22 protein-coding genes and 1 tRNA gene are annotated in these 24,457 nt (G+C 69.8%); 15 read left to right on the top strand and 8 right to left on the bottom strand.

All coding sequences use genetic code 11. From position 1 onward, the window contains the following. Window positions 1-8: 8 nt before the first annotated feature. Together P3F85_RS10560 and P3F85_RS10555 are read right to left on the bottom strand one after the other, a co-directional pair. On the bottom strand, window positions 9-1,340 hold the full coding sequence (locus tag P3F85_RS10560; protein WP_374007325.1) for an ABC transporter substrate-binding protein: 1,332 nt from the start codon (window positions 1,338-1,340) through the stop codon (window positions 9-11). A gap of 72 nt (window positions 1,341-1,412) precedes the next feature. Further along, window positions 1,413-2,558: an ROK family protein gene (locus P3F85_RS10555; RefSeq protein ID WP_374007324.1), complete on the bottom strand. Its 1,146-nt coding sequence runs from the start codon at window positions 2,556-2,558 to the stop codon at window positions 1,413-1,415. Window positions 2,559-2,713: 155 nt separating this feature from the next. Here P3F85_RS10555 and P3F85_RS10550 point away from each other — a divergent pair, with 155 nt between their 5' ends. Next, the gene (locus P3F85_RS10550) at window positions 2,714-3,274 is read left to right on the top strand and encodes a hypothetical protein (RefSeq protein WP_374007322.1); all 561 of its coding nucleotides are present in this window, start codon (window positions 2,714-2,716) and stop codon (window positions 3,272-3,274) included. Between the two features lie 19 nt (window positions 3,275-3,293). On the opposite strand, the gene P3F85_RS10545 is transcribed toward P3F85_RS10550, so the two are convergent. Further along, window positions 3,294-4,289, bottom strand: coding sequence for an NAD-dependent epimerase/dehydratase family protein (locus tag P3F85_RS10545; protein WP_374007321.1), 996 nt, complete (start codon window positions 4,287-4,289; stop codon window positions 3,294-3,296). Window positions 4,290-4,432: 143 nt separating this feature from the next. Here P3F85_RS10545 and P3F85_RS10540 point away from each other — a divergent pair, with 143 nt between their 5' ends. Both P3F85_RS10540 and P3F85_RS10535 read left to right on the top strand, forming a co-directional pair. Then, a complete protein-coding gene (locus P3F85_RS10540) occupies window positions 4,433-5,671 on the top strand; it encodes a mechanosensitive ion channel family protein (RefSeq protein WP_374007320.1) in 1,239 nt (412 codons plus the stop codon). Beyond that, window positions 5,668-6,114 (top strand): hypothetical protein, encoded by a 447-nt coding sequence (locus P3F85_RS10535; RefSeq protein ID WP_374007319.1) that lies wholly within the window; start codon window positions 5,668-5,670, stop codon window positions 6,112-6,114. Before P3F85_RS10540 ends, P3F85_RS10535 begins: the two co-directional genes overlap by 4 nt. A 35-nt stretch (window positions 6,115-6,149) precedes the next feature. Here the strand turns inward: P3F85_RS10535 and P3F85_RS10530 are convergent, their stop codons facing one another. Continuing rightward, window positions 6,150-6,875 (bottom strand): alpha/beta fold hydrolase, encoded by a 726-nt coding sequence (locus tag P3F85_RS10530; RefSeq protein WP_374007317.1) that lies wholly within the window; start codon window positions 6,873-6,875, stop codon window positions 6,150-6,152. 261 nt (window positions 6,876-7,136) lie between these two features. Between P3F85_RS10530 and P3F85_RS10525 the strand changes: the two genes are divergently transcribed. From P3F85_RS10525 to msrA, 3 genes are read left to right on the top strand one after another with little or no spacing between them, the layout of a single operon-like run. Then, on the top strand, window positions 7,137-8,009 hold the full coding sequence (locus P3F85_RS10525) for a type IV toxin-antitoxin system AbiEi family antitoxin domain-containing protein (RefSeq protein WP_374007316.1): 873 nt from the start codon (window positions 7,137-7,139) through the stop codon (window positions 8,007-8,009). A 36-nt stretch (window positions 8,010-8,045) separates the two neighbouring features. Further along, window positions 8,046-8,492 carry a peptide-methionine (R)-S-oxide reductase MsrB gene (msrB, locus tag P3F85_RS10520; protein WP_374007315.1) on the top strand — a complete coding sequence of 149 codons (447 nt, stop codon included), beginning with the start codon at window positions 8,046-8,048 and terminating at the stop codon, window positions 8,490-8,492. A 19-nt stretch (window positions 8,493-8,511) separates the two neighbouring features. Then, window positions 8,512-9,021, top strand: a complete 510-nt coding sequence (msrA, locus tag P3F85_RS10515) for a peptide-methionine (S)-S-oxide reductase MsrA (RefSeq protein WP_374007314.1) — start codon at window positions 8,512-8,514, stop codon at window positions 9,019-9,021. Window positions 9,022-9,084: 63 nt separating this feature from the next. On the opposite strand, the gene rlmC is transcribed toward msrA, so the two are convergent. From rlmC to P3F85_RS10500, 3 genes are all read right to left on the bottom strand, one after another. Then, a complete protein-coding gene (gene rlmC, locus P3F85_RS10510; protein WP_374007312.1) occupies window positions 9,085-10,209 on the bottom strand; it encodes a 23S rRNA (uracil(747)-C(5))-methyltransferase RlmC in 1,125 nt (374 codons plus the stop codon). 40 nt (window positions 10,210-10,249) lie between these two features. Continuing rightward, a tRNA-Arg gene (locus P3F85_RS10505) sits at window positions 10,250-10,322 on the bottom strand. Between the two features lie 59 nt (window positions 10,323-10,381). Then, complete coding sequence (locus tag P3F85_RS10500) at window positions 10,382-11,008, bottom strand: iron ABC transporter ATP-binding protein (RefSeq protein WP_374007310.1); 627 nt, start codon at window positions 11,006-11,008, stop codon at window positions 10,382-10,384. A gap of 138 nt (window positions 11,009-11,146) precedes the next feature. Between P3F85_RS10500 and argS the strand changes: the two genes are divergently transcribed. The 8 genes from argS (at window position 11,147) to prfA (ending at window position 22,447) form a co-directional block, all read left to right on the top strand. Then, window positions 11,147-12,844 carry an arginine--tRNA ligase gene (gene argS, locus P3F85_RS10495; RefSeq protein ID WP_374007309.1) on the top strand — a complete coding sequence of 566 codons (1,698 nt, stop codon included), beginning with the start codon at window positions 11,147-11,149 and terminating at the stop codon, window positions 12,842-12,844. Between the two features lie 14 nt (window positions 12,845-12,858). Next, window positions 12,859-13,650 (top strand): DUF2993 domain-containing protein, encoded by a 792-nt coding sequence (locus tag P3F85_RS10490; protein WP_374007307.1) that lies wholly within the window; start codon window positions 12,859-12,861, stop codon window positions 13,648-13,650. A gap of 123 nt (window positions 13,651-13,773) precedes the next feature. Continuing rightward, complete coding sequence (lysA, locus tag P3F85_RS10485; RefSeq protein WP_374007305.1) at window positions 13,774-15,267, top strand: diaminopimelate decarboxylase; 1,494 nt, start codon at window positions 13,774-13,776, stop codon at window positions 15,265-15,267. Further along, on the top strand, window positions 15,264-16,637 hold the full coding sequence (locus P3F85_RS10480) for a homoserine dehydrogenase (protein WP_374007303.1): 1,374 nt from the start codon (window positions 15,264-15,266) through the stop codon (window positions 16,635-16,637). The genes lysA and P3F85_RS10480 overlap by 4 nt, the downstream gene beginning before the upstream one ends. Beyond that, window positions 16,637-17,770: a threonine synthase gene (gene thrC / locus P3F85_RS10475; RefSeq protein ID WP_374007301.1), complete on the top strand. Its 1,134-nt coding sequence runs from the start codon at window positions 16,637-16,639 to the stop codon at window positions 17,768-17,770. Before P3F85_RS10480 ends, thrC begins: the two co-directional genes overlap by 1 nt. After that, the gene (gene thrB, locus P3F85_RS10470) at window positions 17,767-18,738 is read left to right on the top strand and encodes a homoserine kinase (protein WP_374007299.1); all 972 of its coding nucleotides are present in this window, start codon (window positions 17,767-17,769) and stop codon (window positions 18,736-18,738) included. Before thrC ends, thrB begins: the two co-directional genes overlap by 4 nt. Before the next feature lie 252 nt (window positions 18,739-18,990). Then, the gene (gene rho / locus P3F85_RS10465; RefSeq protein WP_374007297.1) at window positions 18,991-21,282 is read left to right on the top strand and encodes a transcription termination factor Rho; all 2,292 of its coding nucleotides are present in this window, start codon (window positions 18,991-18,993) and stop codon (window positions 21,280-21,282) included. A gap of 88 nt (window positions 21,283-21,370) precedes the next feature. Further along, window positions 21,371-22,447, top strand: a complete 1,077-nt coding sequence (gene prfA / locus P3F85_RS10460) for a peptide chain release factor 1 (protein WP_374007295.1) — start codon at window positions 21,371-21,373, stop codon at window positions 22,445-22,447. Between the two features lie 87 nt (window positions 22,448-22,534). Here the strand turns inward: prfA and prmC are convergent, their stop codons facing one another. Continuing rightward, entirely contained in the window at window positions 22,535-23,419 is an 885-nt protein-coding gene (gene prmC / locus P3F85_RS10455; RefSeq protein ID WP_374007293.1) for a peptide chain release factor N(5)-glutamine methyltransferase, read from the bottom strand. A gap of 99 nt (window positions 23,420-23,518) precedes the next feature. Here prmC and cysK point away from each other — a divergent pair, with 99 nt between their 5' ends. Then, a complete protein-coding gene (cysK, locus tag P3F85_RS10450; RefSeq protein ID WP_374007292.1) occupies window positions 23,519-24,457 on the top strand; it encodes a cysteine synthase A in 939 nt (312 codons plus the stop codon).

Below are 24,457 nucleotides of genomic sequence, written 5' to 3'. Positions count from 1 at the left end.
CGTCCGGCTCACGGTCCTGTGCTCAGCGCGAGCGCGTCGTCGATCTGCTTGTCGACCGCCTTCAGGCCCGCATCGAGGTCGCCGCCCTGGCTCTGGTACTTGTTCCACCAGTCCTCGAAGGACTGCTGGTAGCCGGCGCCCAGGGGGCTGGCGGGTGTGGTCTGGACGTTCTTGTCGGCCGAGACGTCGAGGAACGTCTTGTACTGCTCCGACACCTCCAGCTTCGGCGAATTCAGCGCATCCTTGGTCGTCGGCACGTTCTTCAGTCCGTTGGCGAGCTTCACGACGGCGTCGGTGTCGGTCGTCAGGTACTTCAGAAGCGCCCAGGCGAGCTCGGGCTGCTTGGAGCCCTTGGAGATGCCGATGATGTTGCCGGTGATGTAGCCGCCGCCGTACAGCTCGGTGTGGCCGTCCGCGGTCGGGAAGGGCGCCGTTCCGTAGTTCAGCTGCTTGGCCTGGTCGTCGATGAACGCCGTGCGGTACTCGCCGTCGAGGTTCATCGCCACCTGCCCGGTCTGGAAGGCGTTGTCAGCCGAGAACTCCTGGCCGAGACCCGACGTGAACGTGTTCAGCTTGTCCCACCCGATCTTGTCGACGAACCCCTTCTGCCAGGTCATCAGCTCCTTCCAGCCCTCGCTGGAACCGATGGCGCTGGTGCCGTCGGGCTTCAGCCACTTCGCGTCCGCGGCCGGGCCGTAGTGCGCGGCCGAATTCTCGTACCAGCCCATGGTCGGGTTGAAGCCGAGGGTCTTGATCGAGCCGTCCGCGTTGAACGTCGTGAGCTTCTCGGCCATCGACTCCAGTTCGCTGAGGGTCTTCGGCGGCGCGGTGAAGCCGGCGGCCTGCAGGAGGTCCCTGTTGTAGTAGAGGCCGTACACGTCCGCGAGCATCGGCATCGCGCAGCGCGTGCCCTTGTACTCGGTGTACGACTTCACGGTGTCGGAGAACTGGCCCATGTCGACGCCGTCGCGCTCGATCACCTTGTTCAGGCTGCGGAACGCGCCGTTCGAGCAGAAGTTCCCGACGATGTCGGTGGAGTACGAGAGGCCGACGTCGACCTTGCTGCCGGTGGCGATCGCCTTCTGCAGCTTCTCGTCGTCCTGGCCGGAGTGGACGTCGACTGTGATCTTCGGATACTTCTTCTCGAAGTCGTCGACGACCGACTGGATCACCTTCGCCTCGCGATCGGAGAAGAAGTGCCAGAACGACACGGTGCCGCTCAGATCCTTCGGGGTGCTGTCGCTGAAGGACGCGCCTCCCGAGCCTCCGGAGCACCCGGAGAGGGCGAGCGCGGCGGCGGCGGTGATCGCGGCCGCGGCGATGAGATGACGGTGTTTCACGGGTGACTCCCTCACTGCTGGTGGTGCGGGTGGATGGTGCAGGGTGGACGGTGCAGGGTCGGACGCGGATCGCTACGGTGCGATCCGCGACACTTCGGCGAACAGCGCGTCGCGCACGTCGCCGATGAGGTGCTCCCGGGCTCCGCGGAGCACGGGATGGGCAGCGACGCCGGTCGCGACGACGCTGCGGTCGCCCCAGTCGGGGCGGAGCTCGGAGGTGACGAGCTCGGCGAGGCGCGGGCCGCCGGCCAGGCCGGTCGCGCCCCCGAGCACGACGAGTTCGGGGTCGAGCAGGGCGAGCACGGGCACCACGCCGACGGCGACCCTCCGGGCGAGTTCGTGGAGGAAGGCCTCGCGGGCGGCTGCCGGACCGGCGAGCTCGGGCGACAGCCCGTGCGCCTCGGCGAGCCGCTTGACGGCGGGACCGCCGATGAGGTCCTGCAGGTCGCGGGCGTCCGCATCCAACTCGGCCGCGGAGCGAGGGATGGGCAGGTAGCCGATCTCACCGGCGCCCCCCGACGCGCCGCGGTGGACGCTGCCGCCCTGATCGACCGACAGGCCGAGACCTTCGCCCATCCAGAGCAGGGCGAAGCCGCCGGTGTCGCGCCCCGCGCCGTCGGTGCGCTCGGCGAGGGCGGCGAGGTTCACGTCGTTGTCGATGCGGACGGCGATGCCGAGCGCGTCGCCGAGGCGGCGGCGGATGCCCTGCTTGGGCCAGTCCGGGAGCGTCTCGATGTACGTCAGCTCGTCGGTCCGGGGGTCGAGTGCGCCCTGGACGCCGATGCAGACGGCGCCGACGCGCTCGGGCGCGGTTCCGGCGGCCTCGCAGGCAGCGTCGATCGCGAGCCGCACATCCACTTCGGGGGAGCGGCCGGCGAGCGGGGTGACCGCGATCGGGCGTTCGTCGCCGACGGCGTCCACGACCGTCGAGCGGATGACCTCCGCGTCGATGTCGATCGCGACGGCCAGCATCCGGTCGGCGCGGACGGCGTAGCTCGCGGCGTTGGGGCCGCGTCCGCCGGAGACCTCGCCGACGACGTGGATGAGACCGGCCGTCTCGAGCCGCGACACCATCTGGGCGGCGGTCGGCTTGGAGAGGCCGGAGAGCTCGCCGATGCGGTTCCTGGTGAGGACGCCGTGTTCGAGCAGCAGCGACAGCGCAGTGCGGTCGTTGGTCTCGCGCAGCCACCCGGGGGTGCCCCGAACCGGTCCGGTCATCCTCATCCCTTCGTTGGAACGATGCTTTCGCGTGAATGTATCAGGAAAGTTTCTTTATAGTAAAGCTCTTGTTGCGAAACGAGCCTGATTCTTCTCTCAGAACCTGAACCATTCGGGGCCCGGGCAGCGTGCACAGGGTGGAAGGGAATCCGCTCATGAGAACCACAACTGCACGCATCCGCATCGCCGCACTGACCGCCGGAGCCGCCGCCGCGCTGCTCGCGCTCGCCGCCTGCTCGTCGGGAGGCGGGGGTGGCGGTCTCTACTCGACGCCCGGGAACTCGTCGTCCCCGTCGTCGTCCAGCACGTCGGGTGCCTCCGCGTCCGGAGCCGCCGTGCTGAAGACCGGTTCGACCACGCTCGGGACGGTCGTCGTCGACGGCAAAGGCCTCACCGCCTACGTGTTCGACAAGGACACCCCGAATTCGGGAAAGAGCGTCTGCACCGGCGCCTGCGCCGCGCAGTGGCCGGCGATCGAGGCGACCAGCGACCACCCGGCGGTCACCGGCGTCAGCGGGACCGTCGGAACGATCACCGGCGTCGACGGCAAGAAGCAGGTCACGCTCGACGGCCGCCCGCTGTACACGTTCGCTCAGGACACCTCGGCCGGAGACGTCACCGGACAGGGCTTCGCCGGGATCTGGTGGGTCGTCGGCCCCGACGGCACGAAGATGACCTCCTCATCCTCGACGTCGTCCGGCGGCTACACGAAGTAGCGTCCCACCCGGAGGCGGCTCAGGCGAAGGCGCGCGCGTGATCGACCAGCCGGTCGAAGGCGGCGTCGAGGTCGGGGTCGACCTTCTGCCGCTCGGCGTCGGCGAGATACCACTCCACGATCTCGCCGGCGCCGCGCGCAAAGGGTACCCGCGCCTGGAACCCCGGCACGAGGGCCTTCACCTTGCTGTTGTCGAAGTGCATCGAGTGCGCCTTGTCGCCGAGCAGCCCCGGCCCAGCCTCGGGGATGGCGGCCGCGATCGACTCGCTGGCGACGTGGACCAGGTCGGCCTCGACGCCGAGCGCCTCCGCGAGGTCGCAGTAGATCCGGTCCCAGGTCGGTGCTTCGTCCCCGGTGATGTGGAAGCTGTCGCCCACGGCCTCCGGACGCCCAAGCAGCCCCACGAAGGCGACCGCGAAGTCGGTGTTGTGGGTGATGGTCCAGCGGCTGGTGCCATCGCCGTGCACGACCACAGGTGCGCCGCGTCGCATCCGGGCCAGGTCCGTCCATGCGCCCGTCGTCGGGATCATCGTGCGGTCGTATGTGTGCGACGGGCGGACGATCGTCACGGGGAAACCGCGGTCACGGTACGCCTCCATCAGCAGGTCCTCCGAGGCGATCTTGTCGCGGGAGTACTGCCAGAACGGGTTCCTGAGCGCAGTGGATTCGGTGACCGGGACGCGCGACGGCGGCTTCTGGTAGGCCGAGGCCGAGCTGATGAAGACGAACTGGCCGACCCGGCCTTCGAACAGCGAGAAGTCCGTCCGCACGTGCTCGGGGGTGAACGACAGGAACTCGGCAGCGACATCGAAGCTTCGCTCGCCGAGCACCCGGTGGACGCTCTCGGGGTCGCGGATGTCGGCGTGCAGCACCTCCACACCGTCGGGCAGGGGACGGATCGAGCTGTTGCCGCGGTTCACCACCGTGACGTCGTGGCCCTGGTCCAGCGCCTCCGCCACGCAGGCCGAGCTGATCACGCCCGTCCCGCCGATGAAGAGTGTCCGTGTCGCTGCCATTGCCGCTCCTTCACGCGTTCGTCGGGACAAGCGCCCGAAGGGACACGCTAGTACCGACGCCTTCGTGTTGCGAGGGCGGGTCGAACCTCCGGGCCTGCGCGCGTACACTCCATCGCGAATCCGACCGAGGAGTCCGTCGACACGTGTTCCCCCTGCGCAGCTGGCCCGCCCTCGCCCTCGCCTGCCTCCTGGCCGTCATCGCCGCGGTGGCGCTGACGGCGATCCTCGCCCTGACCCTGCGGCTGATCGGACGCCGGAGGCAGTGGCCGGCGCTCCTGATCCGCCGCTCGCGCGTCCCATTCCGCCTGTTCCTGCTCGTCATCGTGCTGTGGATCGCCGTGGCGCTGACCCTGCCGCCGGACACGACCGACGCCTGGCGGAGCGGCGTCCACCACACGTTCCTGATCCTCGCGATCGCCACCGGCGTCTGGTTCGCGGCGGCGCTCGTCATCTTCGTCGAGGATCTGGGCCTGCAGCGATACCGGCTGGATGTGCCGGACAACCGCTACGCCCGCCGGGTCCGCACCCAGGTGCTCATTCTGCGCCGGCTCACCGTCGTCGCGGCCGTCGTCATCGGGCTGGGCGCGATCCTGCTGACCTTCCCCGCGCTCCAGGCCGCCGGTGCCAGCCTTCTCGCCTCCGCCGGCATCGTCGGGATCATCGCGGGTGTCGCCGCCCAGTCGAGCCTCGCGAATCTGTTCGCGGGCATCCAGCTCGCCTTCTCCGACGCGATCCGGATCGACGACGTCGTGGTCGTGGAGCAGCAGTGGGGGACCGTCGAGGAGATCACGCTCACCTACGTCGTCGTGCACGTGTGGGACGACCGGCGGCTCGTGCTGCCGTCCACCTACTTCACGACGAAGCCGTTCGAGAACTGGACGCGCCAGCACAGCGAGCTCCTCGGCGCTGTGGAGTTCGACCTCGACTGGCGCGTCTCGACCGGTGGGATGCGCGCCGAGCTGAACCGGGTGCTCGCCGACACCGACCTGTGGGACAAGCGCACGGGGATCCTGCAGGTCACCGACGCCGTCGGCGGATGGGTTCGCGTCCGGGTGCTGGTCACGGCGAAGGACGCACCGACCCTGTTCGACCTCCGCTGCCTCGTGCGCGAACGCCTGGTCGATTGGATGCAGCGCTACTCGCCCACGTCGCTCCCGCGCCAGCGCATCGAGCTGGCCGAACCGACGGAGGCGCTCGAGCGTCCGCCGCGGGCGCGCAGCGAGGAGGAGGGCCGGCTGTTCAGCGGCACCCGCGAGGGGGAGCAGCGGGCGCAGCAGTTCACCGACGCCATCCCCGTGATCCGGGAGGCGGACGGCGAGCCGGTCACGATCGACCGCGACGACATCCCTGCGCCGAGAACGACTGCTGAGGAGAACCGATGAGCGACCAAGCGCCCCAGGCCGACGGCCCGGACGACGCCCACACCCGGCCGGAGGGCCTCGACGACGCGACCGTCGACGCGCTCGGCTCTCTGTCCGAAGCGCTCGAAGTGGTCGAGCATGCGCGCGGGCTGCTGTACGGCTTCCACCGGCTGACCGGCAAGGCCGACCTCACGCTCGGCGAGGCCGTGACGAAGTTGCGTGACGCCGGGCACGCCGAACTCGCCGACCGCATCGACCGGGAGCTCGTCGGCCGGAACGTCATCGACGGGCGGTGGACCTTCCAGATCGTCGAGGACTACGACGACGGCTACTACGCGCTGTTCCGCGAGCTCGAGAAGGAGGCACGCGACCGGCTCGCCGGGGGCCGTCGGCACCTCTTCGAGGCGGAGCTCAAGGAGGAGCGGCGGACCGCCGGCGAACCGGGTCACGAAGCCCGGCCGTAGGCCTTCGTTCGAATCCGTTCGCGCGGTCGGGCGGCTCAGGCGATCGACTCGGCCGCGGCGACGATCGCGCCAACAGCGACGTCGGGCGCAGACAGCATCGAGACGTGGCTCGACGGGGTCTCGATGATCGTCGCGTCGGCCCGCTCCGCCATCCGGCGCTGCAGAGCAGGCGGGATCACCTTGTCCTCCGTTCCCACCACGGCCCAGACGGGACGGCTCTGCCAGGCACCCGGACCGGCCGGGGTGGTGTTGGCCGCCAGGGAGATCGGCCGCTGGCCCGCGACGATCTGGTCGCGTGCCTCCTCCGGCAGGTCCTGGGCGAACGACTGGTGAACGGTCGACGGCTTGAGGTACGCATCCGCGTTGCCCTCCTCGGCGCCGGGGAAGCCGACGATGTCGAGCACGGTCGTCGGGTCCGGCACGTCGAGCGCGGAGCCGGAACCCCCGAGCAGGCTGAAGACCGTCTCGCCCTCATCGGGGAGGAAGGCGTCGATGTAGACGAGGGCTCGCACGTCGCCGCCACCGAGACCACCGGCGCTGATGACGGCGCCGCCGTACGAGTGCCCAACCAGCACCACCGGGCCCTCGGTGCGCTGGGCGACGAAGGATGCGACGTAGGCGCCGTCGCCGGCTGCCCCGCGCAGGAGGTTCGGGGGCGCGAGCACGGTGAAGCCGCGGCTGCGCAGGTCGGTGATGACGGGATTCCAGCTGGAGGCGTCGGCCCAGGCTCCGTGGACGAGGACGATGGTGGGGTTCGGCATACGTGTTCCTTCGTTCGGTGCTGTGAACGGGTGGTCGATGCTCTCGGAACGGCGCCAGGCTAGGGCGCGGCCGCCCCATGCGTCTACCCCTCCGCAGCGCAGGAGATCTGGACGTTTCGCGTTCGAATCTCCTTCAGTAGTGCTCATCGAAGGAGATTCGGCATCTGATTTCCTAATTTCCACATTTGGCGGGCCGGCATGGTTGTGCACAGATTCGGCCTCGGGCCGCCGCCGTCGGAAGCGCGATGGGAGCCTCGGGTCATGATCGATTTCGCGACCGCCTCCCGACTCGGTGGCATCGTTTCCGCCCACCAGCTGCGCGCTACCGGCGCCTCCTCCGCCGACCTCGCAGCGGCCGTGCGCAGCGGCGCCCTGATGCGGCTGCGAAAGGGCTTCTACGCGCTGCCTTCGGCACCCCGAACAGCCATCGCCGCAGTGCTCGCAAAAGGACGCCTCTCATGTGTGAGCGCGGCTCGCAGCTACGGATTGTGGGCCGGTGATGATAGGCGCCTTCACCTGCAGTACGCGCCGAATGCGCGGGCTGGCCCGCATGACGGACACGTCCGCCACTGGTCTCGCGTCGAGCGTCACGCCGAACTCTGGCGTGTCAGCGTGGGCGACTGTTTGAGATCGGTGGCTCGTTGCGCGGATCAAGAGACAGCCGTTGCCGTCTTCGACACGGCAATCACCGCAGGGCTCACCAGCCCCGGCGCGCTCCGCGAGTTGCTTGCGGGACAGCCGATGAATGTGCGCGCTCGCGGGGGTCTCGCCCGGCCGGGCTCGGACTCGGGTGTCGAGTCGATCGTGCGGCAGCGGCTTGAGCGATCCGGGCACATCGTGGAGCAGCAGGTGCACGTGGTGGGGGTCGGCCGGGTGGACATGCGGGTCGACGGAGTTCTGTACCTCGAGATCGACGGATTCGCGTTCCATCACGATCGGGATCAGTTCGAGCGCGATCGAGCCCGGGATGCGATCCTTGCAGCGCGAGGGTTGCAGCGATTGCGTGTCTCCGCCGCGCAGGTCCTGGGCGAATGGGAGCTGGTGGCGGCGCACATCCGCCGCGTCATTTCGCACTCGGCGAACTCACAGCAACCGCGGGACCAACTGGACGGGGTCGTGTGTTCCATCTACTGACGGCGCAGCAGCCAGCGCGCCGCACGAGGAGGAAACGTGACACAGGACTACCGCAAGACCCCGGAGGCAGTCGGCCGCTTGACGCCGCAGCAGTACGCGGTCACGCAGGAGGCGGCCACCGAGCCGGCGTTCCGCAACGCGCTCTGGAACAATCACGAGGAGGGCCTGTACGTCGACATCGTGTCGGGCGAGCCGCTCTTCGCGTCCATCGACAAGTACGACAGCCAGTCGGGATGGCCGAGCTTCACCGTCCCGGTCGAGCCTGCCAACATCGTCGAGAAGACGGACCGCACGTACGGGATGGTCCGCACCGAGGTCCGCTCCGCACACGGTGACAGCCACCTCGGCCACCTGTTCGACGACGGTCCCGCCGAGGCCGGAGGACTGCGCTACTGCATCAACTCCGCTGCGCTCCGCTTCGTCCCGCTCGCCGAGCTCGACGAGGCCGGTTACGGCCAGTACGCCCACCTTTTCCAGAAGTAACGACAACAAGGAGACGACAATGACGCAGAAGGCGATCCTCGCAGGAGGCTGTTTCTGGGGCATGGAGGACCTCATCCGCAAGCTCCCCGGCGTGACGGACACCCGCGTGGGCTACACCGGGGGCGACGTCGAGAACGCCACCTACCGCAACCATGACGGCCACGCCGAGGCCATCGAGATCGAGTACGACCCGGAGCGGACCAGCTACCGCGACCTGCTCGAGTTCTTCTTCCAGATCCACGACCCGTCGACGAAGAACCGTCAGGGCAACGATGTGGGCACCAGCTACCGCTCCGCGATCTTCTACGAGAACGACGAGCAGCGCCGCATCGCCGAGGACACCATCGCCGACGTGGACGCCTCCGGCCTGTGGCCGGGCAAGGTGGTCACCGAGGTGACCCCGGCTGGTGCGTTCTGGGAGGCCGAGCCGGAGCACCAGGACTACCTGGAGCGCATCCCGTGGGGGTACACCTGCCACTTCGTGCGCCCGGGCTGGAAGCTCCCCAAGCGCGAGGCCGCAGCCAGCTGACCCGCTGAACTGGTGACCCGCTGAACCGGTGACCCGCTGAGCCGCTGGCCCAGCGGGTCCCGGTCAGCTCCGCTCGAGCAGGACCGCCACCTCCATGTGGCCGGTCTGAGGGAACATGTCGAGCACACGGCCGGCCTGGATGCGGTACGACGGCATCCGGGCCAGGTCGTGGGCGAGGCTCTTGGGGTTGCAGCTCGAGTAGACGACGTGAGGGCCTCCGGACGACTCCAGCCAGCCCGACAGGTCAGCGCCGATCCCACGTCGCGGCGGGTTCACGATCACGAGGTCGGGAGCCGCTGCTGCCCCCAGCGCGAACGCAGTGGCGTCGCCGGCCCGGAACGCCACCTCGGGCAGGCCCGCGGCGGCCGCGCTCGCCCGCGCGCTGCGGACCGCCTCGCGGCTGGTCTCGACGCCCACGACACGGCGTCCGGGCGCCGCGACGTGAAGTGCGAAGCCGCCGACGCCGCAGTACAGGTCCCAGACGGAGGCGGGAGCGATCCCGTCGACCCACGCCGACACCTGCGCGTAGAGCTCCGTCGCGACCGCCGTGTTCGTCTGGAAGAAGCTCTGCGGACGCAACCGCAGCGACACGGGCCCCAGCCGCATCGGCAGCGCCGACTCCCGGGTGAGCACCACATCCCGTTCGCCCTCGACCACCGCCTTGTGCTCGGGCTGGAGGTTGACGGTCACCACGCGCGCGGCGGGAAGCTCGGCGAGGAGCCGATCCAGCCCGGCCCGGACGCGGTCCACCGTCTGCTCCGAGCGGGCGACGAAGCGCACCATCAGTTCGCCGTCCGGCGACTCCGTCACCAGCACGAACTTCAGCTCGCCGGCCCGCTCCGGCACGCGGTACGGTTCGAGGCGCTGTCGCGTGATGAAGCGCGCGAGCACCGGCAGAGCGGCACCGATGCCGGGAGAGCAGATGCCGCACCTCCGCAGATCCACGCCCCGGCCGGCCTCGTCGAGGATGCCGATCGTGGGCGCATCCGCCGTACCGCCGATGACCATTTTGGCCTTGTTCCGGTAGCCCGCCTCGGCGCTCGCGACCGGCGGCAGCCACTCGGCGTCGCCGAACGGCGCAAGCAACTCGCGGGCGAGACGGTCTTTGCCCTCCAGCTGTTCGGCGTACGGGACACCCATCAGCGTGCACGAGCGGCACACGCCGGCGTCGAAATACGAACAGTCCATGCGGCTCTCGGAAAGGGAATCGGTGCCGAGTGAGAAAGGGTGCCCCCAGTAGGATTTGAACCTACGGCCTTCTGCTCCGGAGGCAGACGCTCTATCCCCTGAGCTATGGGGGCCAGGGTGCTCTTCCAGGCTAGCATCCCCGCACAGCGGGTCGTGACGCGGCCCGCGCGGATCAGGAAGCGGGGACGTTCCCCAGCACGCTCTGCATCAGCGGCCCGGCGTCGCCCGGCTCGAAGAAGGCGGTGGATTCCGCGACGATCCAGTACGGCCCGCGGAAGATCTGCACCTGGCCGGTCTTGCCCGGCTTGAAGTACCCCTCGACCTGCGGCGGGACCCCGTACGTCGGCACCGGCTTGGAGTCGGTGATCGCCGCGTTCTTGAGGCTCTCCATCACATCCACCGGCGGCTTGGCGACCGCGATCTGGATGACCTCTTTGCTGGTCTGGTTGAGCCAGCCGCAGGAGACGCCCTTCCAGTCGACGATCTTCTTCTCCAGCGAGCCGTCCGCGGCCGCGTAGCCCGGGTCGACGCCGAAGTTCGGGTTGTACGCGTACAGCTGGTCCGCCGTGACCACCTGGTCGCAGGTCAGCCCGACGGGAGTCGTCGGCGCCGTGGGGGTCACCACGGGCAGCGGGGTCTTGGGCGGGGTGGCGGTCGCACTGTGGGTGGCGCCCGCCGTCCGGCTCGCGGAGGGCGCGGGCGTCGCCGATGGCGCGCATCCGGCGAGAGCGGAAGCGGCAGCGAGGCCCGCCACCGTGAGGGTGGCGACAAGGGACAAACGGCGGGTGGTGGTGGTCATCTGGCGACTCGTCTCTGTGCTCGGCGCGGCTGTACGGGAGCGCACGTCGCGATGACCCTATCAATTCGAGGAGGGTCCGAACTGCCAGGGCGCACCGGCATCCGGGAGGCGCGCTCGCTCCCGGTAGAATCGTTGCTCATGACTCCCGCTGACCTCTCCGCCGCCCTGCTCGACATCGTGACGACGGTTCTCGAGCAGCGACGCGAGGCCGACGCGAGCATCCCGCAGCTCACCCTGACCGTCGACGACGTTCCGTTGGAGCGGCCCAAGAACCGCGACCACGGCGACTGGGCGTCCAACGTCGCCATGCGGCTCGCCAAGAAGGTCGGAGCGAACCCGCGCGAGCTCGCCGAGCAGATCGCGGCCGCCGCGGCGGGAATCGACGGCGTCGCCTCCGCCGAGGTCGCCGGCCCCGGGTTCATCAACTTCCGGCTGGAGGCTGCCGCCGCCGGCCAGCTGGCACAGACGATCATCGAAGCCGGACAGGCCTACGGCCACGGCACCGCTCTGGACGGACTGCGCGTCAACCTGGAGTTCGTCTCCGCCAACCCGACCGGGCCCGTCCACATCGGCGGCGCGCGCTGGGCGGCCGTCGGCGACAGCCTCGCGCGCATCCTGCAGGCCGAGGGTGCGGATGTGACCCGCGAGTACTACTTCAACGACCACGGTTCGCAGATCGACCGTTTCGCCCGCAGCCTGCTCGCCGCCTACCTCGGCGAGCCGACCCCGGAGGACGGCTACGGCGGCGCGTACATCGGCGAGATCGCGGAGCGCGTCGTCGCCGAGGCGAGCGCGCAGGGCACCGACCTCTCCGCCCTGCCGCGGGAGCAGCAGCAGGAGGTGTTCCGCTCCATCGGGACGCAGCTGATGTTCGAGGAGATCAAGAACCGCCTGCACACCTTCGGCGTCGACTTCGACGTGTACTTCCACGAGGATTCGCTGCACGAGTCGGGCGCTGTGGAGCGGGCCATCGAGCGCCTCCGCGAGCAGGGGCACATCTTCGAGGCCGACGGCGCGATCTGGCTGCGGACTACCACCTTCGGCGACGACCGCGACCGCGTCGTCATCCGCTCCAACGGCGAGCCCGCCTACATCTCGGGCGACCTGGGCTACTACCTCGACAAGCGCGAGCGCGGCTTCGAGCAGAACATCATCATGCTCGGCGCCGACCACCACGGCTACATCGGCCGCATGATGGCGATGGTGGAGGCGTTCGGCGACGTTCCGAACGTCAATCTCCAGATCCTCATCGGCCAGCTCGTCAACCTCGTCAAGGACGGCGAGCCGGTCCGGATGTCGAAGCGCGCGGGAACGATCGTCACCCTCGACGACCTGGTGGATGCGGTCGGTGTCGATGCCGCCCGGTACGCGCTGGTGCGCTCGTCCACCGACTCGCAGCTCGACATCGACCTCGACCTGCTCACCAAGCGCAGCAACGAGAACCCGGTCTACTACGTTCAGTACGCGCACGCCCGCACCCGCAGCGTCGCCGCCAACGCCGAGAAGGCCGGCGTCGACCGCAGCGTGTTCGCTCCCGAGCTGCTGACGCACGAGACCGAGTCCGCACTGCTGGGCGGACTTCAGGAGTTCCCGCGCATCGTCGCCCTGGCCGCCGAGCTCCGCGAGCCGCACCGGATCGCCCGCTACACCGAGGAGCTCGCCGGCCTCTACCACGCGTGGTACGCGGTGAGGGACGGCTCGACCCGCGTCCTGCCGCACGGTGAGGAGCCGGTGACCGACCTGCACCGCACCCGGCTCTGGCTCAACGACGCCACCGGCCAGGTCATCCGCAACGGACTCGGGCTGCTGGGCGTCTCGGCGCCCGACCGTATGTGAGAGGCGGCGAACGGATGAGCGACAACACGACGCAGGTGCTCCCTGCACCGGAGGCGGCTCCACGCCGTCGACGCCGTCTGCCGCGCCTGCTGCTCTGGATCGGCATCCCGCTCGTCGTCATCGTCGTGCTGCTCGCGGTGGCCGACGTCGCTGCGCGCGCCTACGCCGAGAAGCGGGTGTCGGATGAGATCGAGAAGAGCCTGCCCGCCGACATCCGCGGTCAGATCGACACGCACATCGGCGGCTTCTCGGTGCTTCAGCAGTACCTGGCCGGCTCGTTCCAGCAGGTGGACCTCTCGGCGCCGAACCTCGTGGTCCAGGGTGCGCCGGTGAGCGCGAAGCTCGTCGCGACCGGCGTTCCCACCGACTTCTCGAAACCCATCGCCGATGCCACGGGGACCATCTCCATCAGCGAGGACTCGCTCAACAAGCTCGTTCAGATCCCCGGGGCGACGGGCGACATCTCCCTCGGCGACGGGACCATCGGCTACGACGGCACCATCAAGCTGCTCGGGCTGCCGGTCGGCTACACGGTGACGGCGACCCCGAAGGCGGCCGGTAAAGAGGTCCTGCTCACAGCGGACAAGGCGTCGCTGAAGACGGGGGCAGGCAGCGTCGATCTGGGCCGCCTCCTGGAGACGCTCACGTCGCAGGGACCGTACCCGGTATGCGCCGCCCAGTACCTCCCGGATGGCGTGCAGGTGTCCGACATCGCCGTGCGGCCCGGGCGTGCGACGGTCACGTTCACCGCCTCGGATTTCGTGATGAACGAAGCCTTTTTGAACAGCAAGGGGAGCTGTTCGTAATACGCACCGAACGGCTCCGCCGTCCTGGATAGACTTCTCGTGCTCTCTCCATCCGGCTTCAGGGACCAATCCGGGTCCGCTCGCCTAGGAGGCCCCCACTCGTCGCGACCCGTGAGGATCCCTATGGCCTTTCCCGACTCCGCCGCGCCCGCCGGTGCACCGAATCCACTCGCCCCGTCGTGGCTGCATGTCCCGGCCGACGCGAACGCCCTGGCCCCCGGCCTCTGGTCGCGGACCACGACCCGCGCCGACGGTGAGCTGACCGTCGGGGGTGTCCCGGCCGCAGCTCTTGCCGAGCGTTTCGGAACCCCGCTCTACGTCATCGACGAAGCCGATGCGCGCTCGCGGGCCGTCGAGGTTCGCCAGGCGTTCGACGAGGCCTTCGCCGAGGTCGGAACGGGCGCGAAGGTCTACTACGCGGGCAAGGCGTTCCTGAGCGTCGAAGTGGCCCGGTGGATGGCCGAAGCCGGCCTCTTCATCGACGTGTGCTCCGGCGGCGAGCTCGCTGTCGCGCTCGCGGCGGGAGTCGACCCGGAGCGTCTCGGCTTCCACGGCAACAACAAGTCCCTCGCCGAGATCGACCGGGCCGTCGAGGTCGGCATCGGCGCGATCATCATCGACAGCCTGCAGGAGATCGACCGGATCGCCGAGGCCGCCGACCGCCACGGCGTGCGCCAGAGCGTCCGGCTCCGTGTGAACAGCGGTGTGCACGCCCACACCCATGCGTTCCTGGCGACAGCCCACGAAGACCAGAAGTTCGGCATCGGGATCGAGCACGCGGTCGACGCCGTTGAGCGCATCCGCTCGCTTCCGTCGCTGGCGTTCCGCGGGCTGCACTGCCACATCGGCTCGCAGATCTTCGGCGCGGACGGCTTCGCGGAGTCGGCGGCGCGCCTCCTGAGGCTGCACAAGCAGCTGCTGGCGGGCGGCGACGTGCCGGAACTGAACCTGGGCGGCGGTTTCGGGATCGCCTATACGTCCGCCGACGACCCCGCGCCGATCGGCGATCTCGCCCGGCGGATCGCGGAGACCGTGGCCGCGGGATGCGAGGAGCTCGACATCCCGACGCCGGTCGTGGCATTCGAACCGGGTCGCTCGATCATCGGCACCGCTGGACTCACCCTCTACACCGTCGGCACGACGAAGGACGTGCCCGTGGTCTTCCAGGACGACGGCGAGACGGCCATCCGGCGCTACGTCAGCGTCGACGGCGGGATGAGCGACAACGCCCGCCCCGCACTGTACGAGGCCGACTACTCGGCCCGCATCGCGAACCGAACCTCGCCGGCCGCGCCCGCACTCGTGCGTGTGGCAGGCAAGCACTGCGAGAGCGGCGACATCGTCGTGAACGCCGAGTACCTCCCGGGCGATGTCGAGCCGGGCGACCTGCTCGCCGTCCCGGCGACCGGCGCCTACTGCTGGCCCCTGTCCAGCAACTACAACCACGTCGGCCGGCCTCCTGTCGTCGCCGTCCTCGACGGCGCGGCCCGCGTGATCGTGCGCGGCGAGACCATCGAGGACCTCCTCGCCCGCGACACCGCGTACGAGCCGTCGGCCTCCGCCACCCGCAGCATCCCGGCCACCCGCAGCACCGCGAAGGAGCGCAGCCAGGCATGATCGAATACCGAAACCTCCGTGTCGCCCTGCTCGGCGCGGGCTCCGTGGGATCCCAGGTCGCCCGGCTCCTGCTCGACCAGGGTGACGAGTTCGCCTCCCGCGTCGGCGCACGGCTCGAACTCGTCGGGATCGCCGTCCGCGACGTGGATGCGCCCCGCGACGCGGATCTGCCGCGCGAGCTCTTCACGACCGACGCGAGCTCCCTCATCCTCGGGGCGGACATCGTCGTCGAGCTGATGGGCGGAGTCGAGCCGGCCCGTGGCTACGTGCTGGAGGCGCTCAACTCGGGCGCCGATGTCATCACCGCGAACAAGGCGCTCCTCGCGACGCACGGCCCGGAACTGTTCGAGGCCGCGGAGCAGGTCGGTGCGCAGCTGTATTACGAGGCCGCCGTCGCCGGCGCCATCCCGATCATCCGCCCGCTGCGCGACAGCCTCGCGGGGGACCGCGTCAACCGCATCCTCGGCATCGTGAACGGCACCACCAACTTCGTCCTCGACCGCATGGATGTGAACGGTGAGACCCTGCAGGACGCGCTCGCCACCGCCACCGAGCGCGGATACGCGGAGGCCGACCCGACCGCGGACATCGGCGGGTACGACGCGGCGCAGAAGGCCGCGATCCTCGCCAGCCTCGCTTTCCACACCACCGTTCCGCTCGACCGCGTCTACCGCGAGGGCATCACCAGCGTGACCAAGGCGCAGGTGGATGCGGCGCGAGCGTCCGGGGCCGTCATCAAACTGCTGGCGATCTGCGAACGCCTGACCGACCGCGAGACGGGGGAGGAGGGCGTTTCCGCACGCGTCTACCCCGCACTGGTGAGCCGGGATCATCCCCTCGCGGCCGTCCACGGCGCGCACAACGCGGTGTTCGTTCAGGCTGCCGCCGCCGGCGACCTGATGTTCTACGGCGCCGGCGCCGGCGGGGTCGAGACGGCGTCCGCCGTGCTCGGCGACGTGGTGTCCGCAGCTCGCCGCCATGTCGTCGGCGGCCCGGGCGTCGCCGAGTCGACCCACTCCGACCTGCCGGTGCTCGACGTCGGCCGGGTCGTGACGCGCTACCAGATCACTCTGGATGTGGAGGACCAGCCGGGCGTGCTGGCCGCGGTCGCGCGCATCCTGAGCGACGGCGGCGTCAGCGTCGAGACCGTGCAGCAGTCCGTTCCCAGCCACACGTCGCCTGTCGTCATCGCGGGTAACGCAGCGACAGAGCCGGGCGCCTCGATTCACGGGCGCGCGACGCCCACCGCTACCCTGGTGATCGGCACCCACGAAGCCGAGGAGGCCGCGCTCGCGGCCACCGTCGAGGCTCTCGCGGCGAGCGACGTCGTGATCGCCATCTCTTCCGTTCTCCGAGTCGAAGGATCGTAATGCCCCAGCCGAAGGCCAACAGTCGTCAGTGGCGAGGTGTCCTCCGCGAGTACGCGGACCGCCTGAACATCACGGACGCGACTCCGATCGTCACGCTCGGCGAGGGTGGCACCCCGCTCATCCCGGCCCCTGCGCTGTCCGCGCGGACCGGCGCCGACGTCTGGGTGAAGTTCGAGGGCATGAACCCGACCGGGTCGTTCAAGGACCGCGGCATGACCATGGCCATCTCGAAGGCCGTCGAGCACGGCGCGAAGGCCGTCATCTGCGCCTCCACCGGCAATACCTCGGCGTCGGCGGCGGCGTACGCGACGCACGCGGGCATCCAGGCCGTGGTGCTCGTGCCCGAGGGCAAGATCGCGATGGGCAAGCTCAGCCAGGCCATCGCGCACAATGCTCAGCTGCTGCAGGTGCAGGGCAACTTCGACGACTGTCTCGACATCGCGCGCGAGCTCGCCACCAACTACCCCGTGCACCTGGTCAACTCGGTCAACCCGGACCGCATCGAGGGCCAGAAGACCGCGGCGTTCGAGGTCGTCGAGGCGCTCGGCGACGCACCGGACTTCCACATCGTGCCCGTCGGCAACGCGGGGAACTACACCGCGTACCATCGCGGCTACAGCGAGGAGCTGCAGCGCGGCGAGACCACGAAGCTGCCGCGCATGTTCGGGTTCCAGGCGGCCGGCAGTGCGCCGATCGTCCTCGGCCACGCGGTCAAGGAGCCCGACACCATCGCCACGGCGATCCGCATCGGCAACCCGGCGTCATGGGAGCTCGCGCTCAACGCCCGCGACGACAGCGAAGGCTACTTCGGCGCGATCGACGACGCCAAGATCCTGGAGGCGCACCGCATCCTCTCCGCCGAGGTCGGCATCTTCGTCGAGCCGGCGTCCGCGATCAGCGTGGCGGGACTCCTGGAGAGGTCCGCGGCCGGGGTCATCCCGGCGGGCGCGACCGTCGTGCTCACCGTGACGGGTCACGGTCTGAAGGACCCGCAGTGGGCCCTCCGCACGGCCGACGGCTCCGACGTGCAGCCGACCGTCGTGCCGGTCGACACGACGGCCATCGCCGATGTGCTCGGGCTGGTCGCCGACCCGTCGGCATCCGCCGCCGCGAACGCCGAGGCGACCGCGTGAGCTCGCCCGACCTCCGCGGTCGCACCGTCGTCGTCAAGGTCCCGGCGACCAGCGCCAACCTCGGCCCCGGCTTCGATACGCTCGGCCTGGCGCTCGCGCTGTACGACGAGCTGGAGGTCTCCGTCCGCGATGAGCCCGGCGCGACCGTCGAGGTCATCGGCGTCGGCGAGGGCGAGGTGGCCACCGACGAGAGCAACCTGGTCGTCCGCGCCATCGCGCACACCTTCGAGGCGGTCGGCGTCGAGCTGCCCGGCCTCCGCCTGCGTGCGCGCAACAGCATCCCGCACGGCCGGGGGATGGGATCCTCCGGCGCGGCGATCGTCTCCGGCATCATGGCGGCCAAGGGGCTGCTGGAGGGTGTCGTCGACCTCGACGCGCAGCAGCTGCTGGCGCTGGCGAACGACATGGAGGGCCACCCCGACAACGTGGCGCCCGCGCTCTTCGGCGGCCTCACGATCGCCTGGGTGACACCGGACGGCCCGCGCTTCAAGAAGCTCATCGTGCACCGCGGCGTCTCGCCGCTCGTGCTCGTGCCGGAGCACGTCATGTCCACGGCCCTCGCCCGCAGCCTCCAGCCGGAGTCCGTGCCGCACGAGGATGCCGTGTTCAACCTCTCGCGCTCGGCCCTGCTCGTCGCCGCTCTCATCCAGAGCCCCGAGCTGCTGCACGCGGCGACCGAGGACAAGCTCCACCAGAGCTACCGCGCGTCCGCCATGCCGGAGACCGATCGGCTGATCACGCTCCTGCGGGAGCAGGGCTTCGCCGCCGTCGTGTCGGGGGCCGGGCCCTCGATCCTGGTGCTCGGGAGCGATCCGAGTCAGCGCCTCGCGGCCGCGAAGCTCGTGGAGGAGTCGGCGCAGACCCGCTGGCAGCCCCTCATGCTCGCGGTCGACTTCAAGGGCGCGACGGTGACCCGGCAGGATGCGGCGCGTCAGGACACAGCCCCGGCGGACACACCGGCGGCGTGACGTCCTGAGCGCTCGCGCTGAAGTGGTAAACTGCAGTCGCACCCGTGAAGAACCCGCGTCACGAGCGAATCCAGCTTCCGGGTGATCTCCTAGCAATCATGCCGTCACTCCTGCCTGCCCTCCCGGGTCTCCCTCAACGGGGAATCGGGGCGGCGACGTAGCGCGAATCAGAACGCAGCACGTACCGGCAGTTCATGTGACGAAGCTTCACAGACGGCGCGTAAGGCGCGCCGGGGGAAAGGATCCTCTTCCGTGACTGATGTCGAACTCCACGCCGGGGGCGTGGACACAAGCGACCTGACGACCCTCAAGGTGGCCGAGCTGCAAGCTCTCGCCGCCGGACTGGGCCTCCAGGGAGCAACCCGGCTCCGCAAGGGCGAGCTGGTCGAGGCGATCGCCGCTGCTCGCGCAGCGTCCGCTCCGGCCGACGCCGCCGAGCCGGTCCAGCCAGAGCCGGCAGACGCCGTCGAGGCCGAGCCGGTCGTGCCGGCCGCCGCTTCGCAGGTGCTGACCGAGCCGCTGATCGCCGAGCCGCTCATCGCTGAGCAGGCCGGCGCCGAGCGGGTCGAGCCGACCGTGGGCGAGCCGGTGCTGCCGCAGACCGACGCCGCCCGCGAACCGCGCCGCCGCGGCTCCCGCCGCGCCAGCAGCCCGGATGGAACCCAGCTCTCCGTCGGCGGGCAGAACTCCACCGCCGCGCAGGACGCGCAGCAGGGCGGATCGCAGACCGCGACGAACACAGACTCCACGGTCAGCGGCGTCGCCGCCGGCTCGCACGTCAACTCCGGCGCCACCGGTGTCGACTCGCTCATCCCCGATGTGGATGCACTGCTCGACTCCGCTCTCGCCTCCCGCGAGCAGGCCCGCGGCCAGCAGAACGGCGAGCAGGGTCAGGGCAACGGACGCCGTCGTCGCGGCCGCGGCCAGAACGGTCAGGGCGAGCAGGACCAGGCCCAGCAGTTCTCGGGTGACCAGACTCGCGGCGACCAGTCCCGCGGCGACCAGGCTCCGGCCGATCAGGCCGATGGAGCACGCCAGGACGACTCGCAGCAGGGCGATCAGGGCGACAACGCCTCGAACGAGCAGCAGGGTTCCGGCCGCAACCGCCGCAATCGCAACCGCAACAAGAACAACGCCCAGCAGAACGAGCAGGGCCAGCAGTCGCAGCAGGGCCAGCAGTCCCAGCAGCCGAAGGACCTGCAGCAGGGCGGTCAGCAGGGTGGCCAGCAGAGCCGTGGGCAGGGTCCGCAGAACGACCAGCAGCTCGACGGCGAGCGTGGTGGCCGGTACCGCGACCGCAACCGCAAGCGTCGTGGTGGTGCTCCCGGCGATGAGTTCGAGCCGGAACTGTCCGACGACGACGTCCTGATCCCGGTCGCCGGCATCCTGGACGTTCTGGACAACTACGCGTTCGTCCGCACGACCGGCTACCTGCCGGGTGCGAGCGACGTCTACGTCTCCCTCGGCCAGGTCAAGAAGTACAGCCTCCGCAAGGGCGACGCCGTGGTCGGCGCCATCCGCCAGCCGCGCGACAACGAGAACAACACGCGCCAGAAGTACAACGCGCTGGTGAAGGTCGACTCGGTCAACGGTCAGACCCCGGAAGAGGCGGCCGCCCGCGTCGAGTTCGGCAAGCTGACCCCGCTGTACCCGCAGGAGCGCCTGCGGCTCGAGACCGAGCCGTCGAAGGTGACCCAGCGGATCATCGACCTGGTGGCTCCCATCGGCAAGGGCCAGCGCGGCCTCATCGTCGCGCCGCCGAAGGCCGGCAAGACCATCGTGATGCAGCAGATCGCCAACGCGATCACCGCCAACAACCCCGAGGTGCACCTCATGGTGGTCCTGGTGGACGAGCGTCCCGAAGAGGTCACCGACATGCAGCGCACGGTGAAGGGCGAGGTCATCGCCTCCACCTTCGACCGTCCCGCGGAGGACCACACCACCGTCGCCGAGCTCGCCATCGAGCGTGCCAAGCGCCTGGTCGAGCTCGGACACGACGTGGTCGTGCTGCTCGACTCCATCACCCGCCTGGGACGTGCCTACAACCTGACCGCTCCGGCGTCGGGACGCATCCTCTCCGGTGGTGTGGACGCGTCGGCGCTCTACCCGCCGAAGCGCTTCTTCGGCGCCGCCCGCAACATCGAGCACGGCGGCTCGCTCACCATCCTGGCCTCCGCGCTCGTCGAGACGGGCTCCAAGATGGACGAGGTGATCTTCGAGGAGTTCAAGGGCACCGGCAACATGGAGCTCCGCCTGTCGCGCCAGCTGGCCGACAAGCGCATCTTCCCGGCCGTCGATGTGAACGCCTCCGGCACCCGCCGCGAAGAGATGCTCATGGGCCAGGACGAGGTCAAGATCACCTGGAAGCTGCGCCGCGCCCTCGCCGGGCTCGACCAGCAGCAGGCGCTCGAGATCGTCCTTGGCCGCCTCAAGGAGACCTCGAGCAACGTCGAGTTCCTCATGCAGGTGCAGCAGTCGATGCCCGCTCCGACCAACGGTCACGGCAACGCCCACTCGCACGGTCACGAGAACGACCGCCGCTAGCTGACGAAGCGCCCGTCCGCCGTGCCCTCGTGCGCGGCGGGCGGGCGCTTTTGCGATCCCGGAACCGAGAACTCCCAGAAGGAGACCCATGTTCGAATCGGTGAACACCCTCATCGCCGAGCACGACGACCTGCAGCGCCAGCTGTCGGACCCCGACCTGCACGCCGACCCCGTGCGCTCCAAGAAGGTCAACCGCCGCTACGCCGAGCTGTCCCGCATCGTCGCCTCCTACAACGAGTGGAAGCAGCTGTCGGACGATCTGGAGGCGGCTCGCGAGCTGGCCACGGAAGACGCCGCGTTCGCGGACGAGATCCCGGGGCTCGAGGCGAGTGTCGCCGAGACGGGAGAGCGGTTGCGCCGCCTCCTCATCCCGCGGGACCCCAACGACAGCCGTGACGTCATCATGGAGATCAAGATGGGCGAGGGCGGCGCCGAGTCCGCGCTGTTCGCCGGCGACCTGCTGCGGATGTACCTCCACTACGCCGACTCGAAGCGCTGGAAGACCGAGATCATCGAGCAGACCTCGAGCGACCTGGGCGGCATCAAGGATGTGCAGGTCGCGTTCAAGGGCAACTCGAGCGACCCGGCCGAGGGCGTCTGGGCCCACCTCAAGTACGAGGGCGGTGTCCACCGCGTGCAGCGCGTGCCCGCGACCGAGTCGCAGGGACGCATCCACACGTCCGCCGCCGGCGTGCTCGTCTTCCCGGAGGTGGACGAGCCCGAGGAGGTGGAGATCAACCCGAACGACCTCAAGATCGACGTCTTCCGGTCGTCGGGCCCCGGCGGTCAGTCGGTCAACACGACCGACTCCGCGGTGCGGATCACCCACGTCCCGACGGGCATCGTCGTGTCGATGCAGAACGAGAAGAGCCAGCTGCAGAACCGCGAAGCGGGGATGCGCGTGCTGCGCGCCCGGCTGCTCGCCCGTCAGCAGGAGGAGGCGGACGCCGAGGCCGCTGTGTTCCGCAAGGGGCAGATCCGGACGATGGACCGCTCCGAGCGCATTCGCACGTACAACTTCCCCGAGAACCGGATCGCCGACCACCGCACCGGCTATAAGGCCTACAACCTCGACGCCGTCATGAACGGCGCCCTGGACCCGGTCATCGAATCCAACATCCTGACCGACGAGGAGTCCCGCCTGGCCGACCTGGCCAACGACTAACCCGCGTCCCCTCCGTCGCTTCCTCACTTAATCCGCCGACACGCCGTCGTGGCCCGGATTAATCGAGGAAGCGATGGTGGGGAGGGGTCAGCGGAGGGCGGTGGTGGCCCGGTCGCGGGTGGTGAGGTCGCGGTGGGTGGCAGCGGCGTGCCAGCCGTCGGCCGTCAGGATCGCGCGGATGGCGGCTCCCTGCAGCTCGCCGTGCTCGAGCACGAGGGTGCCTCCGGGGTGCAGCAAGCGCTGCGCCACGCGCGAGATGGTGCGCACGACATCCAGCCCGTCAGGGCCGCCGTAGAGCGCTGCGTGCGGGTCGTGCAGCCGGACCTCGGGGTCGCGCGGGATGGCGTCGTCCGGCACGTAGGGCGGGTTCGAGATGACAACGTCGACTGTCCCGTCCAGCTGCGGCAGCGCTTCGGCCAGGTCGATGAAGACCGGCCTCAGATTCGTGGCGCCGACCTCATCGACGTTCCGGCGGGTCCAGATGAACGCCTCCGGCGAGTTCTCGACGGCATACACGCGGGCGTGCGGGACCTCGGTCGCCAGCGCCAGCGCGATCGCGCCGCTTCCGGTCCCCAGATCGACGGCGATCGGTTCGGGGGAGGCGACGGCGCGCAGCGCGTCGATGGCGAACTGGGCCACCTGCTCCGTCTCGGGGCGCGGGACGAAGACGCCCGGCCCGACGGCAAGTTCGAGCGAACGGAACGGCGCGCGGCCGGTGATGTGCTGCAGCGGCTCCCGGGCGGCCCGGCGCTCGACCAGCGCGCTCAGCCGTTCCGCGTCGTCCGCCGTGAGCGTCGCATCCATCACCACGAGGGCCTGGACGCGGCCCCGGCTCTCGCCGAGGATGTGCCCGATCAGCAGCTCGGCATCCACCTCCGGATCGGGGACGCCTGCGCGAGAGAGCGCGGCCACGGCCTCGTCCCGGAGGGAGCGGACGGAGAGGGATGCGGGGGCGGGAGGTTCGGGGGTCATCGCCCGACGAGCCTACCGTCCGTCTGGGTCCTCGTCCTCGGGGTCCGGCGTCTAGAGTGGTGACGCGATCCACCGCCACCATCCCTGAGGAAGAAGCGCATGTCCGGACACATCTATGACAACGTCACCGAGACCGTCGGTCGCACGCCGCTCGTACGGCTGAACCGGCTCGCCGAGGGAATCGACGCCACAGTTCTGGCGAAGCTCGAGTTCTCCAACCCGGCGGGCAGTGTGAAGGACCGCATCGGCGTCGCGATCATCGACGCGGCGGAGAAGTCGGGCGCCTTGCGTCCCGGCGGGACGATCGTCGAGGCCACCAGCGGCAACACCGGCATCGCACTCGCGATGGTCGGCGCCGCGCGCGGGTACCACGTGATTCTGGCGATGCCGGAGACGGCGAGCAAGGAGCGCCGCGTGCTGATGCGCGCGTTCGGCGCACAGGTCGAGCTGACGCCCGGCGCCGATGGCATGCGCGGCGCGGTCGAGATCGCCCAGCGGATCGTGGAGAGCACGGAGAACGCCATCTGGGCGCGTCAGTTCGAGAACGAGGCCAACCCGGCCATCCACCGCGCGACGACGGCCGAGGAGATCTGGGCCGACACCGACGGCGGCGTCGACATCTTCGTCGCCGGGGTGGGTACCGGCGGGACGATCACCGGCGTCGGACAGGTGCTGAAGGAGCGCAAGCCCGGTGTGCAGATCGTGGCGGTCGAGCCGCTCGACTCGCCCATCCTGAACGGAGGCAAGCCCGGCCCCCACAAGATCCAGGGGATCGGCGCGAACTTCGTGCCCGAGATCCTCGACACCACGGTCTACGACGAGGTCGTGGACGTCACCCTCGACGACGCGCTCGACGTCGCGAAGAAGCTGGCCAGCGAGGAGGGCATCCTGGCGGGCATCTCCTCCGGCGCGATCATGTGGGCGGCCCTGCAGGTGGCGAAGCGTCCGGAGAACGCGGGGAAGACGGTGGTCGCGATCGTGTGCGACACCGGCGAGCGATACATCTCCACGCCCCTCTGGGCGGACCTGCTGGACTGA

It is taken from the genome of Leifsonia sp. T36S-04 (genome assembly GCF_042465655.1).
Lineage (GTDB): Bacteria > Actinomycetota > Actinomycetes > Actinomycetales > Microbacteriaceae > Leifsonia.
The sequence above is the reverse complement of the archived record's forward strand: the minus strand, read 5'-3'. Positions and strand labels throughout refer to the sequence as shown.